Annotated in this window: 14 protein-coding genes and 1 tRNA gene; 8 read left to right on the top strand and 7 right to left on the bottom strand. The window is 71.7% G+C overall.

Annotated features, from left to right (window positions below; translation table 11 throughout):
- The first annotated feature begins 6 nt into the window (after positions 1–6).
- The 6 genes from ACFV9Q_RS22140 to ACFV9Q_RS22165 all read left to right on the top strand — a co-directional run bounded on the left by ACFV9Q_RS22140 (position 7) and on the right by ACFV9Q_RS22165 (position 5,329).
- Positions 7–990 (top strand): ABC transporter ATP-binding protein, encoded by a 984-nt coding sequence (locus tag ACFV9Q_RS22140; protein WP_377231956.1) that lies wholly within the window; start codon positions 7–9, stop codon positions 988–990.
- Positions 987–1,787, top strand: a complete 801-nt coding sequence (locus ACFV9Q_RS22145; RefSeq protein WP_377236184.1) for an ABC transporter permease — start codon at positions 987–989, stop codon at positions 1,785–1,787. Before ACFV9Q_RS22140 ends, ACFV9Q_RS22145 begins: the two co-directional genes overlap by 4 nt.
- Before the next feature lie 31 nt (positions 1,788–1,818).
- Positions 1,819–2,553 (top strand): glutamine amidotransferase, encoded by a 735-nt coding sequence (locus ACFV9Q_RS22150; protein WP_377231954.1) that lies wholly within the window; start codon positions 1,819–1,821, stop codon positions 2,551–2,553.
- Between the two features lie 272 nt (positions 2,554–2,825).
- The gene (locus tag ACFV9Q_RS22155) at positions 2,826–3,938 is read left to right on the top strand and encodes a 3-deoxy-7-phosphoheptulonate synthase (protein WP_377231953.1); all 1,113 of its coding nucleotides are present in this window, start codon (positions 2,826–2,828) and stop codon (positions 3,936–3,938) included.
- A gap of 72 nt (positions 3,939–4,010) precedes the next feature.
- The gene (locus ACFV9Q_RS22160) at positions 4,011–4,634 is read left to right on the top strand and encodes a hypothetical protein (protein WP_377236185.1); all 624 of its coding nucleotides are present in this window, start codon (positions 4,011–4,013) and stop codon (positions 4,632–4,634) included.
- Between the two features lie 47 nt (positions 4,635–4,681).
- A complete protein-coding gene (locus ACFV9Q_RS22165) occupies positions 4,682–5,329 on the top strand; it encodes a hypothetical protein (protein ID WP_377236186.1) in 648 nt (215 codons plus the stop codon).
- A 5-nt stretch (positions 5,330–5,334) separates the two neighbouring features.
- On the opposite strand, the gene ACFV9Q_RS22170 is transcribed toward ACFV9Q_RS22165, so the two are convergent.
- The 5 genes from ACFV9Q_RS22170 to ACFV9Q_RS22190 form a co-directional block, all read right to left on the bottom strand.
- Positions 5,335–6,696, bottom strand: coding sequence for a DUF4232 domain-containing protein (locus ACFV9Q_RS22170; RefSeq protein WP_377236187.1), 1,362 nt, complete (start codon positions 6,694–6,696; stop codon positions 5,335–5,337).
- A 22-nt stretch (positions 6,697–6,718) separates the two neighbouring features.
- Positions 6,719–7,954, bottom strand: coding sequence for an NAD(P)/FAD-dependent oxidoreductase (locus tag ACFV9Q_RS22175; protein WP_377236188.1), 1,236 nt, complete (start codon positions 7,952–7,954; stop codon positions 6,719–6,721).
- A gap of 184 nt (positions 7,955–8,138) precedes the next feature.
- A tRNA-Pro gene (locus tag ACFV9Q_RS22180) sits at positions 8,139–8,215 on the bottom strand.
- Positions 8,216–8,347: 132 nt separating this feature from the next.
- Positions 8,348–8,815: a RidA family protein gene (locus tag ACFV9Q_RS22185; protein WP_285108037.1), complete on the bottom strand. Its 468-nt coding sequence runs from the start codon at positions 8,813–8,815 to the stop codon at positions 8,348–8,350.
- Positions 8,812–8,979 carry a DUF4177 domain-containing protein gene (locus ACFV9Q_RS22190; protein WP_020017885.1) on the bottom strand — a complete coding sequence of 56 codons (168 nt, stop codon included), beginning with the start codon at positions 8,977–8,979 and terminating at the stop codon, positions 8,812–8,814. The genes ACFV9Q_RS22185 and ACFV9Q_RS22190 overlap by 4 nt, the downstream gene beginning before the upstream one ends.
- 109 nt (positions 8,980–9,088) lie before the next feature.
- Here ACFV9Q_RS22190 and ACFV9Q_RS22195 point away from each other — a divergent pair, with 109 nt between their 5' ends.
- Together ACFV9Q_RS22195 and ACFV9Q_RS22200 are read left to right on the top strand one after the other, a co-directional pair.
- The gene (locus ACFV9Q_RS22195; protein WP_377236189.1) at positions 9,089–11,497 is read left to right on the top strand and encodes a transglycosylase domain-containing protein; all 2,409 of its coding nucleotides are present in this window, start codon (positions 9,089–9,091) and stop codon (positions 11,495–11,497) included.
- Positions 11,498–11,502: 5 nt separating this feature from the next.
- A complete protein-coding gene (locus tag ACFV9Q_RS22200) occupies positions 11,503–12,441 on the top strand; it encodes a metallophosphoesterase (RefSeq protein WP_377236190.1) in 939 nt (312 codons plus the stop codon).
- A gap of 28 nt (positions 12,442–12,469) precedes the next feature.
- Here the strand turns inward: ACFV9Q_RS22200 and ACFV9Q_RS22205 are convergent, their stop codons facing one another.
- Positions 12,470–13,147 carry a Crp/Fnr family transcriptional regulator gene (locus ACFV9Q_RS22205; protein WP_026366137.1) on the bottom strand — a complete coding sequence of 226 codons (678 nt, stop codon included), beginning with the start codon at positions 13,145–13,147 and terminating at the stop codon, positions 12,470–12,472.
- Positions 13,148–13,387: 240 nt separating this feature from the next.
- On the bottom strand, positions 13,388–14,503 hold the full coding sequence (locus tag ACFV9Q_RS22210) for a bifunctional 2-methylcitrate synthase/citrate synthase (RefSeq protein ID WP_377236191.1): 1,116 nt from the start codon (positions 14,501–14,503) through the stop codon (positions 13,388–13,390).
- Between the last annotated feature and the right edge of the window lie 36 nt (positions 14,504–14,539).

The following is a 14,539-nucleotide window of genomic DNA, read 5'->3' on the forward strand; positions in this document are numbered from 1 at the left end:
GTGACCATGACGTCCCCAGTCGTCGAAGTCAGCCACCTCAGAAAGGCCTATCCCGGCGCCGGTCGCGGCGCCGCCCCCAAGACCGCCGTCGCCGACGTGTCCTTCCAGGTCGCCCGCGGCGAGATCTTCGGGATCCTCGGCCCCAACGGCGCCGGCAAGACCACCACCGTCGAGTGCGTCGCCGGGCTGCGGCACGCCGACGGCGGAACCGTCCGGATCCTCGGCCACGACCCCCAGGCCGACCCGGCCGCGGTACGCGAGCACGTGGGCGTGCAGCTCCAGGAGGCCGCCCTGCACGACAAGATCACCGTCGGCGAGGCGCTCGACGTCTTCGGCTCCTTCTACCCACAGCGCGCGGACTCCGCGGAGCTCCTCGATCTGCTCGACCTGACCGCGCAGCGCGACCAGCAGTTCGGCAAGCTGTCCGGCGGGCAGAAGCAGCGGCTCTCCATCGCCCTGGCCCTCGTGGGCAGGCCCCAGGTCGCCATCCTCGACGAGCTCACCACCGGTCTCGACCCCGCCGCCCGGCGCGCCACCTGGGACCTCGTCGAACGCGTGCGCGACTCCGGCGTGACCGTGCTGCTCGTCACCCACTTCATGGACGAGGCCGAGCGGCTCTGCGACCGGCTCGTCGTGATCGACGCCGGCCGCGTCGTCGCCGAGGGCACCCCGGCCGCCCTCATCGAGGGGCTCGAGGGCCACCGCGGCGTCCGGCTCCGGTTCGCGGACGACGCCGCCCGCGACCGCGCGGCCCTGCTGCTCACCGCCCTCTCCGAGCGGGACGCCGACGTCGCCGGCGTCGTCCCCGCCGGGGACGAGATCGAGGTGACCGGCACCCGCAAGGTGCTGTTCGCCGTCGTGCAGGCGCTCGCGGCCGCCGATGTCGTCCCGGACGACGTGCGGACCGTCGAACGCACCCTGGAGGACGTGTTCGTGCAGGTCACCGGTCGTGCGTACCGGGCAGAGGAGAACGAGGAGGTGGCGGCATGACCGCCGTCCAGACCGCCGTCGTCCCGCGGGGCCTGCGGGCCAGGGGCTTCGGCACGCTGTTCGCGACCGAGCTCAGGGTGTGGCTGCGGGAGCCGACCGGCGTCTTCTTCGCGCTCGTCTTCCCCAGCCTGCTGCTGCTCGGCCTCGGGCTGGCCATCCCCGACTTCTCGAAGCCGATGACCGACGCGCCGCCGCCCTGGAACGAGGCGCCGGGCGTCACCAGCTACCTGCCCACCATCATCGCGCTCGCGGTGGGGACCATCGCGCTGACCACCATGCCGGTGCAGTTCGCGACCTTCCGCGAGAAGGGCATCCTCAAGCGCCTGTCGACCACCCCGATGCCGCCGCAGAACCTGATCGGCGCGCACCTGGTGATCAACGTGCTGGCACTCATCGTGTCCACGAGCGCGGCCGTCGTCGGCAGCATGGTCGTGCTGGGGGTCCCGTTCGCGGCCGACCCGCTGACGGTGCTGCTCGTCCTGGTGCTGTCGACGACCGCCATGTTCTCGCTCGGGCTGCTCGTCGCGGCGCGGGCCGAGAAGGGCGCGACGGCGTCCGGGCTGGGCATGCTGCTCTACTTCCCGTCCCTGATGTTCTCCGGGGTGTGGGTCCCGCTGTCCGTCATGCCGGACTGGATGGAGACGATCGGCCTCTACCTGCCGCTCGGCGCCGCGGCCCAGGGGCTCACCGTCGGCTGGTTCGGGACGGACGGCTTCCCGCTCGCCCAGGTGCTCGTCCTGGTCGGCTGGACCGTGGTGCTCTTCCCCCTCGGCGTCAAGCTCTTCCGCTGGACGTGACCCCTGGTCAGGGGTCCCCTACGCTCGTGTCATGAAGCCGTTTCTGCTGCTCGCGACGCGTGCGGAGGACCTCGCCGCAGACGGTGAGCACGAGGCGTTCCTCCGGTACGGAGGCCTCGAACCGGAGCAGCTGCACCGGGTCCGCCTCGAGCGCGAGCCGCTGCCGCCGATCGACCTGGACGACTACTCGGGCGTCCTCGTTGGCGGGGGACCCTTCAACTCCTCGGACCCCGAGGAGACGAAGGGTCCCGCGCAGCGGCGGGTCGAGGCCGAGCTGTCCGGGCTGCTCGACGAGGTCGTGGCGCGCGACTTCCCGTTCCTGGGCGCCTGCTACGGCGTCGGCACGCTCGGGGCGCACCAGGGCGCGGTGATCGACGCGACCTACGCCGAGCCGGTGGGGCCCGTGACCATCGAGCTCACCCCGGACGCGGCGGACGACCCGCTGCTGGCCGGGCTCCCGCAGTCCTTCGCGGCGTACGTCGGCCACAAGGAGGCGGTGCGCAAGCTGCCCGACCACGCGGTGCTGCTCGCGTCGTCGGCCGGCTGCCCGGTCCAGATGTTCCGGGTCAAGCAGAACCTGTACGCCACGCAGTTCCACCCCGAGCTCGACGGCCCGGGCATCGACCAGCGGATCGCGGTCTACCGCGACTACGGCTACTTCCCGCCCGAGGAGGCGGAGGCGGTGCGGGAGCGCTGCCTCGCGGTATCGGTCACCGAGCCGCTCCGCGTGCTGCGCGCGTTCGTGGAGCGCTACGCCCGGGTGTGATCGACCGCATCCTGGGATCCGGTAGACAGTCGCCGGGGGTGGGGCTACCGTTTTGGCCGTGGACATCCGTTGGTATTGGCGCTTTACGTCGGCTCCTGGTGGAGCTCGGCGGGCGTACGCCTGACCAACCTTCCACCCGGAGCCAGGGCCTGGGACGCTGATCGCGTCCAGGCCCTTCGTCTTTACCGAGACGGGCCGCTCCGGACCAGGAGTCGGTGGCGGGCCGTCCGGTTCCTCGAACCAGACCCCTCCAACCAGGAGCCCCGATCCCGATGAGCATCACCCCCGCGGAACCCAGCACCGAGGCGACCACCGACCTCGGTACCCGCACCTCCGACCTGCGCATCCGCGCTCTCGACCCGCTGCCCGCCCCGCGGAGCCTGCTGGAGGCGATGCCGCTCGGCACCGCCCGCAGCGACCTCGTCACGACGTCCCGCCGTGAGGTGCGCGACGTGCTGACCGGCGAGGACGACCGGCTGCTGACGATCGTCGGCCCGTGCTCGGTGCACGACCCGGTGGCCGCGCTCGACTACGCCGCCCGGCTCGCCGCGCTCCGGCGCGAGCTGTCCGACGACCTCGTCGTCGTGATGCGGGTGTACTTCGAGAAGCCGCGTACCACGGTGGGCTGGAAGGGCCTCATCAACGACCCGCACCTGGACGGCTCGCACGACGTGCGGCACGGCCTGAACCTGGCCCGCGAGGTGCTGCTCGGCGTCCTCGACGCCGGAGTGCCCGCCGGGGCCGAGTTCCTGGAGCCCACCAGCCCGCAGTACATCGCCGACGCCGTGACCTGGGGCGCCATCGGCGCGCGCAACGTGGAGTCGCAGGTGCACCGGCAGCTCGCCTCGGGCCTGTCGATGCCCGTCGGCTTCAAGAACGCGACCGACGGCGACGTCCAGATCGCCGTGGACGGCTGCATCACCGCCGCGAGCGAGCACACCTTCTTCGGCGCCGACGCCGAGGGCCGTGCCGCCGCCGTCGAGACGACGGGCAACCCGGACTGCCACGTGATCCTGCGTGGCGGTCGGTCGGGCCCCAACTACTCGGCCGAGGACGTCGCCGCCGCCCTGCGCGTGGCGCGTACCTCCGGGCTCGGCGGCGCCGTCGAGAACGGCGTGATCGTCGACGCGAGCCACGGCAACTCGGGCAAGGACCACGTGCGCCAGGCGGGCGTCGTGCACGAGATCGCCAACCGCATCGCCGACGGCGAGCACGGCATCACGGGCCTGATGATGGAGAGCTTCATCGAGGCCGGCGCGCAGCAGCCGGGCCCGCTGTCGGAGCTCACGTACGGCCAGTCCGTCACCGACAAGTGCATGGACTGGGACACCACGGAGGACCTGCTCCGCGACCTCGCCAAGGCGGTCCGCGAGCGGCGCGGCTGACCTGATCTCTTTTCGGAGCCGGCCGGGCCTGTCGCCCGGCCGGCTCCGTGCTTCCGCCCCTATCCTGTGCGGATGGTGGACACGGGTGGGGTCGAGGTTGTCGGAGCATCGGGACGGCGGCGGTCCCGTCGGACCGCCTGGATCGTGGGCGCGGCCGTCGTGGTCGTGGGGTTGGTCGCCGGCACCGGCGTCTGGCAGTACGCGGCCCGCAGCACTCGGATCGTGGCGGAGGGCGCCACCCTGAGCGGAGGCATGGAGTTCCCGGACTGTCTGCCCCGGATGGCCCTCGCCGTGTACGGCACCACCGACGACGTGCTCGTGGGGCAGACGGTGCGCAACCCGTCACGGTGGCCGGTCACGGTGACCAGCTCCGACCCGGAGGTCTACCGGTTCGAGGTGCCGAGCGACGGTCCGGCGGGCGTCTCGTCCGCCGACGGCGCCCCACCCGCCGATGCCTCCGGCCAGGTCGTCCTCCCGCCGGGGGGTGAGGTCACGATGTGGATCGTGGACCCGCAGCGCCACAGCATCCAGGACTCCACCACTGTCTGGTACGAGTTCAGCGAGGTGCCCGTGACGCTGCGGACGCTCGGTGTGGAGCGCGAGTCCTCGGTCCAGCTTCCCGGCACGCTCTACGTCGGCGGTGGCAAGGACGGCGACCAGCTCGGTGCGGCGTTGCAGGAGGCGTGCCGCGCCTGAGGGCGTTTTCGTGGACTGCCGGTGCGGTCCGGCCCTACTGTCCGGCCATGACCAGCGGCGCAGCGGTGGAATCGGCGGAGCCCGTGCAGGGCGAGCGGCCCCGCGGGCGGCGGGTCGTCCGGATCGTGGGTGCCTGCGTGGCGCTGGCTCTGGTCGCTGGGGTCGCGGCTTGGCAGGTCGCGGCTCGGACGGCCGTGGTGGAGACGGGTTCGTGGAGCAACAGTGGGGCCGGTGCGACGCTCCCCGACTGCGTTCCCGGGGAAGACCTGTGGGCGATGTTCGGTACCGACGAGGACGTGGTGCTGGTGCAGTCGGTGCGGAACGCTTCCCGGTGGCCGGTCACGGTGATCAGCACGAATCCCGACGTGTTCCGGTTCGAGCCGATGGCCGAGGACTTCCTTGACGACTACCTGCCCCTGCAGGATGTCGCGGACGGCGCACCGGACCGCTCGCTGACCTCCGACCACGTAATCATCCCGCCCGACCGTGAGGCGACCATGTGGATCGTCGATCCGCAGGGCGACCTCCCGACTGCCGACGGTTGGATGATGTACGACACCGCGGAGCTCGCCGTCCGCGTGCTCGGCGTGGAGCGTGAGCTCCCCATGCCGCTGCGAGGAACGATCGCCGTGGGTGGGGGCGAGCCCACGGCCGCCCGGCTCGACCGTGCGCTGCAGGAGGCGTGCGAGGCCTGAGGGCGCTAGTCGCCCCGCGTCCAGGGGCCGACGCGGACCTCCGCGCCGTCGAGGACGTCGAGCCCCGTCGCCGGTGTCCCGTCCGTCGTCGCGTCGAGCGGCACCGGGTCGGCGCCCGGGATCGGGGTGACCTGGACCGTCGTGGTGGTGTCCGGGTCGTTGGCCGTCGACATGGTGTGCCAGAGCAGCAGGGCGAGCACGGCCTCGCCGTCGGGCACCACCACGCGGGCGGGCACCAGGCCGGGCTCGGCCGGCTGGACCGTGACGTCCTGTTGGGGCTGCCCGGCCGTGTTCTCGAAGACGAGGTCGGGTACGCCCTGGACGGCGCACGGCCGGCCCGACACGTTGCGGGCCCGGACCGAGACACCCCGCGTGCCCGCCGCCGAGTCGACGACGCCGAGCGTGACGTCCAGGTCCGGCCCCGTGCAGTCGGGGGCGGCGGCGTCGTCGGGCCAGGGGGTCGCGCCCCCGGCCGGCTCGGGGGACGACGGAGCGGGCTCCGCGCCGGACACCCAGCCGGTCGTCTCGGCGTACCCGGCGTCCAGGACGGTGTAGGCCAACGGGGCGTCCGCCGTGGCGAAGTCCTGCGCCTCGAGCCAACGTCGCAGGTCAGCAAGGCTCTGGGCGCCCGACTCGGCATCGGTCTGGAGCGTGATCCGTCGTTCCTGGGCGAGGTAGGTGGCGTCCTGGACACCCGGCCGGCCGGCCGCTGCGACCAGCAGCCGGACCGTGTCGACGTCGGGCACTCTGCCCGCGGACCGGTAGCGGACGCCGGGGGCCTCCAGCTCGGCCCGGCGGTCCAGCTCGTCGGCCGCCTCGGCGACGTCGACCAGGTCGCTCGGAGCGGCCGCGGCCACGTGCGCGGTCGCGGCGATCGGGTCGGAGCCGTTGCCCTCGCCCAGCGCGAGGCCGACGGTCGTGGCTCCTGCCGCGAGCAGGTCGTAACCGTCCTCGACGGCGTCGACCACGGCGTCGGCCGCGGTGTCCGGGCCGGCACCGACACGGAGTCCGGACCCGACGAAGTCCGACGCCACGGTGACGTTCTCGCGTTCGTCCACGTCCCTCGCCGCACTCGACAGGAGCCGGTGGGCCGAGCCGGCGGCCTCGCCCGCCTCTCCCGGGTCGAGAGCCCCCGCCAGGACTACCTCGACGCGCACGGTGCTCGGCCTCGTCTCGCTCCGCTGCCCGAAGTTGCCCTGGACGGGCTCAGGCCCGAACGTCCTGGTCACGGCCACGTCGGCGACGCCGGGGAGAGCGCGCACCGCCTCCGCGGCCGACTCGATCTCGTCCGGCGGCCCGGGGGTGCACCCGGCGAGGACGAGCGCGGACGCGGTGGCGAGCAGCAGGACCCGGCGGAGTGGCGGCACCCCGCGATCGTCCCACCGCGCCTCAGCTCACGAAGGCGTCCAGCTCCTCGCGCGGAACCTTCCTCCGAGACCTGATCAGTTCCTCCACACGGTCCATCTGTTCCCACACGTTCACGGCCATCCCGGCCACGACCTGCCCGTCGAGCAGCCAGAACGCCACGAACTCGCGGGCGCCCAGGTCGCCGGAGACCACCACGTCGTCGTACCCGCCGGGCACGTCCACCCAGCCGGTGTATTCCATGCCGACGTCGTACTGGTCGCTGTAGAAGTACGGCAGCCGGTCGAACGGGTCGGCGGCGCCGAGCATCGCCCGGCCGGCGTGCGCGCCGGTCCGCTGCGCCGTGGCCCAGTGCTCCACCCGCAGCGGTCGCCCGTAGTGCGGCGAGGGGATGCTGGCCACGTCGCCCGCGGCGAAGATGTCCGGGTGCGAGGTCGCGAGCGTGCCGTCGACCACGATGCCGCCGCCCTCCGAGGCGGCCCGCAGGTCCAGGCCGGCGACGTCGGCGAGCCCGATGTTCGGGGTCGCGCCGACGCCGATGACGACGACGTCGGCGCCGATGCGCGTCCCGTCCGACAGGTCGACGCCGGTGACCCGGCCTTCCGCGCCCTGGAACCCCGAGACCGACGTCCGACGCAGCAGGCGCACGCCGTGCTCGACGTGGACCCCGGCGTAGAAGTCGCCCATCTCCGGTCCCAGGACGCGGCCCAGGGGATGCGTCCCGCGGCCCACGACCGTGACGTCCAGCCCGAGGGTCCGGGCCGACGCCGCGACCTCGAGCCCGATCCAGCCGTCGCCGACGACGGCGACCCGGCCCACGCCCTCCAGCGAGGCCTCGAGCAGCATGCTGGAGATGCGGTCGGAGTCGTCGATCGTGCGCAGGTAGTGCACGCCCGCGAGATCGGTGCCCGTGACGTCGAGCGGCCGCGGCGTCGACCCGGGCGCGAGGAGCAGCTTGGCGAAGGGGAGCGTCGTGCCGTCGGACAGGGTCAGCGTGTGCTCGTCGGGGTTCAGCCCGACCACGGTCTCGTTGGTCCGGACGGTGACCTCGTGCTCGCGGTACCAGGTCTCGTCCAGCGGGAAGACGGCGTCGCGCTCCGCCTCGCCGCGCAGGTAGTCCTTGCTCAGCGGCGGGCGCTCGTACGGATGATGGGGTTCGCTGGTGACGACTACGAGATCGCCGCGGTATCCCTCCTTGCGCAGCGCCTCCGCCGCGCGGGCCGTCGTCAGTCCACCACCGACCAGAACGTGCGGGTTCATAGGACTCCTCCTGGGCTCGGGCTCCCGGGCTTGGGGTAGGCGATCAGTCTTGCACCCGAGCTGGATGGGGGCACCAGTTCCGGGCCGGCTCCCGTGCCCAGCGCACTTGCCCGGCGCAACCGCGCCTGCGCAACGAGAAAGGCCCCCCGGCTCAGCATTTCTGCTGGCCGGAGGGCCTCTCACATGGTCGGGGTGACAGGATTTGAACCTGCGACCTCTTCGTCCCGAACGAAGCGCGCTACCAAGCTGCGCCACACCCCGATGGAGTCGACCGCGCATCAGGCACGAAGCCCTTCCGCGGAAGCCTGCTCAGAATAGCCGACGCATGGCCCGGAACGGAAACCGAATCCGTAGTGGCTCCGGTCACGCCCGTTCCGGGCCGCTGCGAGAGCGTTACGCGAGCTCGACCACGAGCTCCACCTCGACCGGCGAGTCCAGCGGGAGGACTGCCACGCCGACGGCGGAGCGGGCGTGCAGGCCGGCGTCGCCGAAGATCTCGCCGAGCACGTTCGAGGCCCCGTTGATCACGCCGGGCTGGCCAGTGAAGGACGGGTCGCTCGCGACGAAGCCGACCACCTTGACGATCCGGGAGATCGAGTCGAGCGAGCCCGTGACCGACCGGACGGCGGCCAGCGCGTTGAGCGCGCAGGTGCGGGCGTAGCGGGCGGCGTCCTCGGGGGAGACCAGGCCCTCGCCCTCGCCGACCTTGCCGGTGGCCTGGAGCGCACCCTCGGCGAACGGCAGCTGGCCGGACGTGTAGACGTAGCGGCCGGTCTGCACGGCCGGCACGTAGGCCGCGACCGGGGCCGCCACCTCGGGGAGCTTGATGCCCAGCTCGGCGAGCCGCTGCTCGTGGCTCATGCGTCACCGCCCGTGGGGCGCTTCAGGTAGGCGACGAGACCGGTGCCGTCGGGTCCGGGGACCACCTGCACGAGCTCCCAGCCGTCCGAGCCCCATTGGTCGAGGATCGCCTTGGTGTTGTGAATGAGGAGGGGGATCGTCGCGTACTCCCACTTCGTTGCCATGCCGACGATGCTAGCCCGCGATCGGCGACGGCGATTCCCCACGAGACCTGCACACCGGCCGGGGAGGTTTTCGGCGCGCCCTGTCAGTGACACCCCGTAACCTGGGCGCATGGCCATGGCGAACCCTCGCGAGCCGCGCCGGATCACTCGGACCATACCCGCGGCTCAGCTCATCGGACTTCTTCTCGCATTCGTGCTCACCGCCGGCGCAGGCGGTGTGATCGCGGCGGGGCTGGTGATCCCGCTGGCGTCCGGCATGGACACCGCGGTCGACACCGGCGTCGAGGTGTTCGAGGAGGTGCCCGCCGAGCTGGTGCCCGGGCCCCTGTCGGAGCAGTCGCAGATCTACGCGAGCGACGGCAAGACGAAGCTGGCCACGTTCTACGCGCAGAACCGCATCGTGGTGCCGCTCGACAAGGTGTCGGCCAACATGAGGAACGCCGTCATCGCGATCGAGGACGAGCGCTTCTACACCCACGGCGGCGTCGACCCCGAGGGCATCTCCCGCGCCGCGGTGCAGAACTTCGGCGGCGGCGACACCCAGGGCGCGTCGACGCTGACGCAGCAGTACGTGAAGAACGTGCTGATCGAGGAGGCCGACCGCGCCGGCGACACCTTCGGCGTGCTGGAGGCCCGCGAGGACTCGCTCACCCGCAAGCTCCGTGAGGCGAAGCTCGCGATCGCGCTCGAGAAGGAGATGTCGAAGGACGACATCCTCCAGGGCTACCTCAACATCGCGCAGTTCGGCACGAGCGTGTACGGCGTCGAGACGGCGTCGCAGCACTACTTCGACAAGTCCGCCAAGGACCTCTCGATCGTCGAGGCGGCCACGATCGCCGGTATCACCAAGGCGCCGAGCCAGTTCGACCCGGTCGCCAACCCCGAGGACGCGTCGGTGCGCCGCAACCTCGTGATCGGCAAGATGTGGCAGCTCGGCTACATCTCCACCGCCGAGCGCGACGAGGCGATGGCGACCAAGCTGGAGGACACGCTCGACGTGCAGCCCATCGACGTCGGCTGCGACTCGGCGGGCGGCGCGGCGTTCTTCTGCGACTACGTGATCAAGGAGATCATGGCCAACCCCGAGTTCGGGGAGACCAGGGACGACCGGTACGACCTCCTGTACCGCGGCGGCCTGCGGATCGTCACCACGCTGGACCTCAAGATGCAGGCCGCGGCCTGGAAGACGATCAACGACTCGGTCCCGGCAGACAACGCCTACGACCTCGAGGCGGCCGTCACGTCGGTCGAGCCGGGCACCGGGCAGATCAAGGCCATGGCGCAGAACGTGCCGTACGACGCGCGGGCCGAACCCGCGGCGCGCACGACGGCGCAGAACTACTCGGCCGACTACAACCACGGCAACTCGCGCGGCTTCCAGGTGGGCTCCAACTTCAAGCCGTTCGTGCTGGCGGAGTGGCTGCGCAGCGGCCGCACGCTCCAGGACCGCGTCAGCGCCAACGCCTTCTCCGCCTACGAGACGTCGTTCCAGGCCAACGGCTGCGTGCACGCCTTCACGCACCAGCCCTGGAACGTGTCCAACGTCGACGGCGCCGCCAGCGGCACGGTGAGCGTGCTCCAGGGCACCTTCCAGTCGCTGAACACGGTCTACGCCCGGATGTCGCAGCAGCTCGACCTGTGCAACGTGCAGAAGACGGCGTGGGACGCCGGCTTCCGGCCGATGACGTCGGGCCTGACCCGCGACGGCACCGGTACCTTCCGGACCATCGACAACCCCCAGCAGGCGGACATCGACGTGCTGGCGTCGATGACGCTCGGTACGCAGGCCTCGACGCCGATCAACCAGGCGTCGGCCTTCGCGACGTTCGCCTCGGGCGGCATCTACTGCAACCCGGTCGCGATCCTGGAGGTCAAGGACCACGACGGCAAGGACGTCCCGGTCCCGTCGGCCGACTGCAAGCAGACGCTCGAGCCCGAGGTCGCCAACACGGTGGCCTACGCCATGACCAAGGTCTTCCAGACCAGCCCGTTCGGCACGGCCTGGGGCATCGCCCCGGGCCTCGCGGACGGTCGTCCGGTGGCGGGCAAGACCGGTACGACCAACGACGCGATGCAGAGCTGGTTCACCGGCTACACCCCCGAGCTCTCCACCTCGGTCTGGGTGGGCGAGGCCAGCGGCAACGTGCCGCACATGAACGTCTACCTGCCGTCGATGTCCTGGTACGGCGCCTCGGCCAAGGCCGGCCCGATGTACGGCGGCACGATCGCCGCGCCGACGTGGCGCCGGTACATGGACCAGGCGATGGCCGACCTGCCCAAGACGGCGTTCCCCGCTCCCGACCCCGCCCTCGTCGGCAAGGCTCCGACCCCGCCGAAGACGGAGGAGAGCAACGACGGCGACGAGGGCTCGGACAAGGGCGGCGACGGTGACACCGGCGGCGGCAACGGTGGCGACACCGGCGCCGGCGGTGGCGGTGGCGGCGACGCCGGTGGCGAGGCCGGACCCGGTGGCGGTGGACCCGGCGGTGGCGGCCCCGGCCCGGGCGGAGACGACTGATCCGCATGGGGACGCTGGGTAACGTCGGCAAGGCCCTCGGGATCGTCGGAGGCATCGCCGTCGCGGGTATCGCCTACGCGCACGTGGAGACCAAGCTCTTCCGCGTGCGCCGGGTGACCGTGCCGGTGCTGTCCCCGGGGCAGCGGCCCGTCCGGATCCTGCAGGTCGCCGACCTGCACCTGACGCCGGGCCAGCGCACCAAGCAGGCGTGGGTCCGGTCGCTGGCCGCGCTCGAGCCCGACCTGGTGATCAACACGGGCGACAACTTCGGCCACCAGCAGTCGCTGGCCCCGCTGCTCGACGTCCTGGGTCAGCTCATGGACGTGCCGGGTGCGTTCGTCATGGGGTCGAACGACTACTACGCGCCGTCGTTCAAGAACCCCGCCCGGTACCTGCTGCCGGACGCCCGCACCGAGGGCGGCGAGAAGATTCCGCTGCCCACCGAGTCGCTCCGGAAGGCGTTCACCGACGCCGGCTGGGTGGACCTGGACAACCGGCGCGGGCTCGTGGAGCTGCGCGACGGGCGCACCATCGGGCTGGTCGGCATGGACGACCCGCACCTCGACCTCGACGTCATGCCGGAGCCGGGCCGCGCGCCCGGCGAGGAGGACGCGGTGCTGCGCCTCGGCGTCGTGCACGCCCCGTACCAGCGGGTGCTGAACCAGCTCAAGGACGACGGCGTGGACGCGATCATCGCGGGCCACACGCACGGCGGGCAGCTCTGCGTGCCGTACTACGGCGCCCTGGTGACCAACTGCGACCTGGACCGCGGCCGGGCGTCCGGCCTGCACGGCTGGCCCGGCCCGCGCCCCGACCGCGAGGGCGGCGAGGACTCGGCGTGGCTGCACGTGTCGGCGGGCGCCGGAACGTCGCCGTACGCCCAGGTGCGCTTCGCGTGCCGCCCGGAGGCGACGCTGATGACGCTGACGGCGGCGCCGAGGTAGAACCAGCGGTTCTACCCCGGCGGACGGGTCAGCGGGCCCGGCGCTCCAGGCGGTCGAGGTCCAGCAGCACGACGGCGCGGCCCTCGCGGCGCACCCAGCCGCGGGTCGCGAAGTCGGCCAGGGCCTTGTTCACGGTCTCGCGCGAGGCGCCGACGAGCTGTGCCAGCTCCTCCTGCGTGAGGTCGTGCGCGACGCGGATGCCGTCGTCGTTGGGCTCGCCGAAGCGGGTCGAGAGGTCCAGCAGCGCCTTGGCGACGCGGCCGGGGACGTCGGAGAACACGAGGTCGGCGAGCGTCTCGTTGGTGCGACGCAGCCGGCGCGCGAGGGCACCCAGGAGCTGGGTCGCGACTCCCGGGTGGTCCGCGATCCACTTCACGAGCGAGTCGTGACGCAGCTCGTAGACCACGGAGTCCGAGACGGACGAGGCGGACGCCGTGCGGGGACCCGGGTCGAACAGGGACAGCTCACCGAACATCTCGCCCGGGCCCAGGATCGACAGCAGGTTCTCGCGGCCGTCGCTCGACCGGCGGCCCAGCTTGATCTTGCCCTGCGCGATGACATAGAGCCGGTCGCCCGGTTCGCCCTCGCGGAAGAGCACGTCACCCCGGACCAGCTCCACGGGCACCATGGACTCGAAGAGCGCGTGCGTCTCCTCGCCTTCCATGTCCGCGAAGAGGGGGGCAGAGAGTACGACTTCGTCGTCCACCAGTGGTGTCCTCACGTGTCGGGGACTTTCGTCCATCAGTCTTTTCCACCTCTCAGTCTGCCTCAATGTCACGAGATTGCCGGGTCATCGGTGTCTCTCGTGGCGTCCGCGTGGCGTGCAGCCCGACGCGATCGTCCGCCTCATGCGGGATGTCGGCTTTGCCCAGCACGAAGTAGGACGCCCGTCCATAAATCCTAGGGGTGTCACCTGGGAGTTCGGAACGGGCGTCCTGGGAACTTGTCAGGGCACCTCGCGCTGCTCCGGCCCCACGTACTCGCACACGGGCCGGATGAGCGAGTTGGCGGCCCGCTGCTCCATGACGTGCGCCGTCCACCCGGTGATCCGGGAGGCCACGAACAACGGCGTGAAGATGTTCGTGTCGAACCCGATCAGGTGGTACGCCGGCCCGGCGGGGTAGTCCAGGTTCGGCTTGATGTTCTTGCGGCTGACCATGGCGTTCTCGAGGGTGTCGTACAGGGCGATCACCTCCGTGTCGCCGTAGTGCGCGGCGAGGTCGCCGAGCACGGCGCGCATGGTCGGCACGCGCGAGTCGCCGTTCTTGTAGACCCGGTGACCGAACCCCATGATCTTCTTCTTCTGCGCCAGCGCGTCCTCGAGCCAGGCCTCGGCCCGGTCGGCCGAGCCGATCTCCTCGAACGTGGCCTGCACGGCCTCGTTCGCGCCGCCGTGCAGCGGGCCCTTGAGGGCGCCGATGGCGCCCGTGACGGCCGAGTGCAGGTCGGCGAGCGTCGAGGTGATGACGCGCGCGGTGAACGTGGACGCGTTGAACGAGTGCTCGGCGTACAGCACCATCGAGGCCTCGAACGCCTGCACGACGGCGGGCTCGGCCTCCTCCCCGAAGGTCATCCACAGGAAGTTGGCGGAGTAGCCGAGGTCCTCGCGCGGGTGCACGATCTCCTGGCCGCGCCGGCGGCGCTGGTCCAGCGCGACGACGGCGGGCAGGACCGCCCACAGCCGCAGCGCCTTGGCGAGCTCCGCCTCGACCGAGGAGTCCTCGGCCTGCGGGTCGTGCGCGCCCAGGATCGACACCGCGGTGCGGCACACGTCCATGGGGTGGCAGTCGGTGGGCAGCTCCAGGATCGCGTCCCGGATGTTGTCCGGCAGCTCGCGGTGCACGCGCTCGACCGCCGTCTGCTCGGTGAGCTGCGCGGGCGTCGGCAGCTCGCCGTGCCACAGCAGGTAGGCGACCTCCTCGAAGGACTTCTTCGCCGCCAGCTCCTGCACCGGGTAGCCCCGGTACAGCAGCGAGTTCGTGTCGGGGTTGACCTTCGAGATCGCCGACGTGTCGGCGACGACTCCGGCCAGACCCTTGCGGATCTCCGTGGTCTCGGTCATGCGCACTCCTTCGTGTCGAGACTAAGTCAGGGTTTG

It is taken from the genome of Promicromonospora sp. NPDC059942, assembly GCF_042731755.1.
In the GTDB taxonomy this organism is placed as follows: domain Bacteria; phylum Actinomycetota; class Actinomycetes; order Actinomycetales; family Cellulomonadaceae; genus Promicromonospora.

Excerpts from the sequence above, each read along its gene's own strand:
- ACFV9Q_RS22140 (WP_377231956.1), top strand. The coding sequence starts at position 7 with ATGACGTCCCCAGTCGTCGAAGTCAGCCACCTCAGAAAGGCCTATCCC.
- ACFV9Q_RS22145 (WP_377236184.1), top strand. The coding sequence starts at position 987 with ATGACCGCCGTCCAGACCGCCGTCGTCCCGCGGGGCCTGCGGGCCAGG.
- ACFV9Q_RS22150 (WP_377231954.1), top strand. The coding sequence starts at position 1,819 with ATGAAGCCGTTTCTGCTGCTCGCGACGCGTGCGGAGGACCTCGCCGCA.
- ACFV9Q_RS22155 (WP_377231953.1), top strand. The coding sequence starts at position 2,826 with ATGAGCATCACCCCCGCGGAACCCAGCACCGAGGCGACCACCGACCTC.
- ACFV9Q_RS22160 (WP_377236185.1), top strand. The coding sequence starts at position 4,011 with ATGGTGGACACGGGTGGGGTCGAGGTTGTCGGAGCATCGGGACGGCGG.
- ACFV9Q_RS22165 (WP_377236186.1), top strand. The coding sequence starts at position 4,682 with ATGACCAGCGGCGCAGCGGTGGAATCGGCGGAGCCCGTGCAGGGCGAG.
- ACFV9Q_RS22175 (WP_377236188.1), bottom strand. The coding sequence starts at position 7,954 with ATGAACCCGCACGTTCTGGTCGGTGGTGGACTGACGACGGCCCGCGCG.
- ACFV9Q_RS22185 (WP_285108037.1), bottom strand. The coding sequence starts at position 8,815 with ATGAGCCACGAGCAGCGGCTCGCCGAGCTGGGCATCAAGCTCCCCGAG.
- ACFV9Q_RS22190 (WP_020017885.1), bottom strand. The coding sequence starts at position 8,979 with ATGGCAACGAAGTGGGAGTACGCGACGATCCCCCTCCTCATTCACAAC.
- ACFV9Q_RS22195 (WP_377236189.1), top strand. The coding sequence starts at position 9,089 with ATGGCCATGGCGAACCCTCGCGAGCCGCGCCGGATCACTCGGACCATA.
- ACFV9Q_RS22200 (WP_377236190.1), top strand. The coding sequence starts at position 11,503 with ATGGGGACGCTGGGTAACGTCGGCAAGGCCCTCGGGATCGTCGGAGGC.
- ACFV9Q_RS22210 (WP_377236191.1), bottom strand. The coding sequence starts at position 14,503 with ATGACCGAGACCACGGAGATCCGCAAGGGTCTGGCCGGAGTCGTCGCC.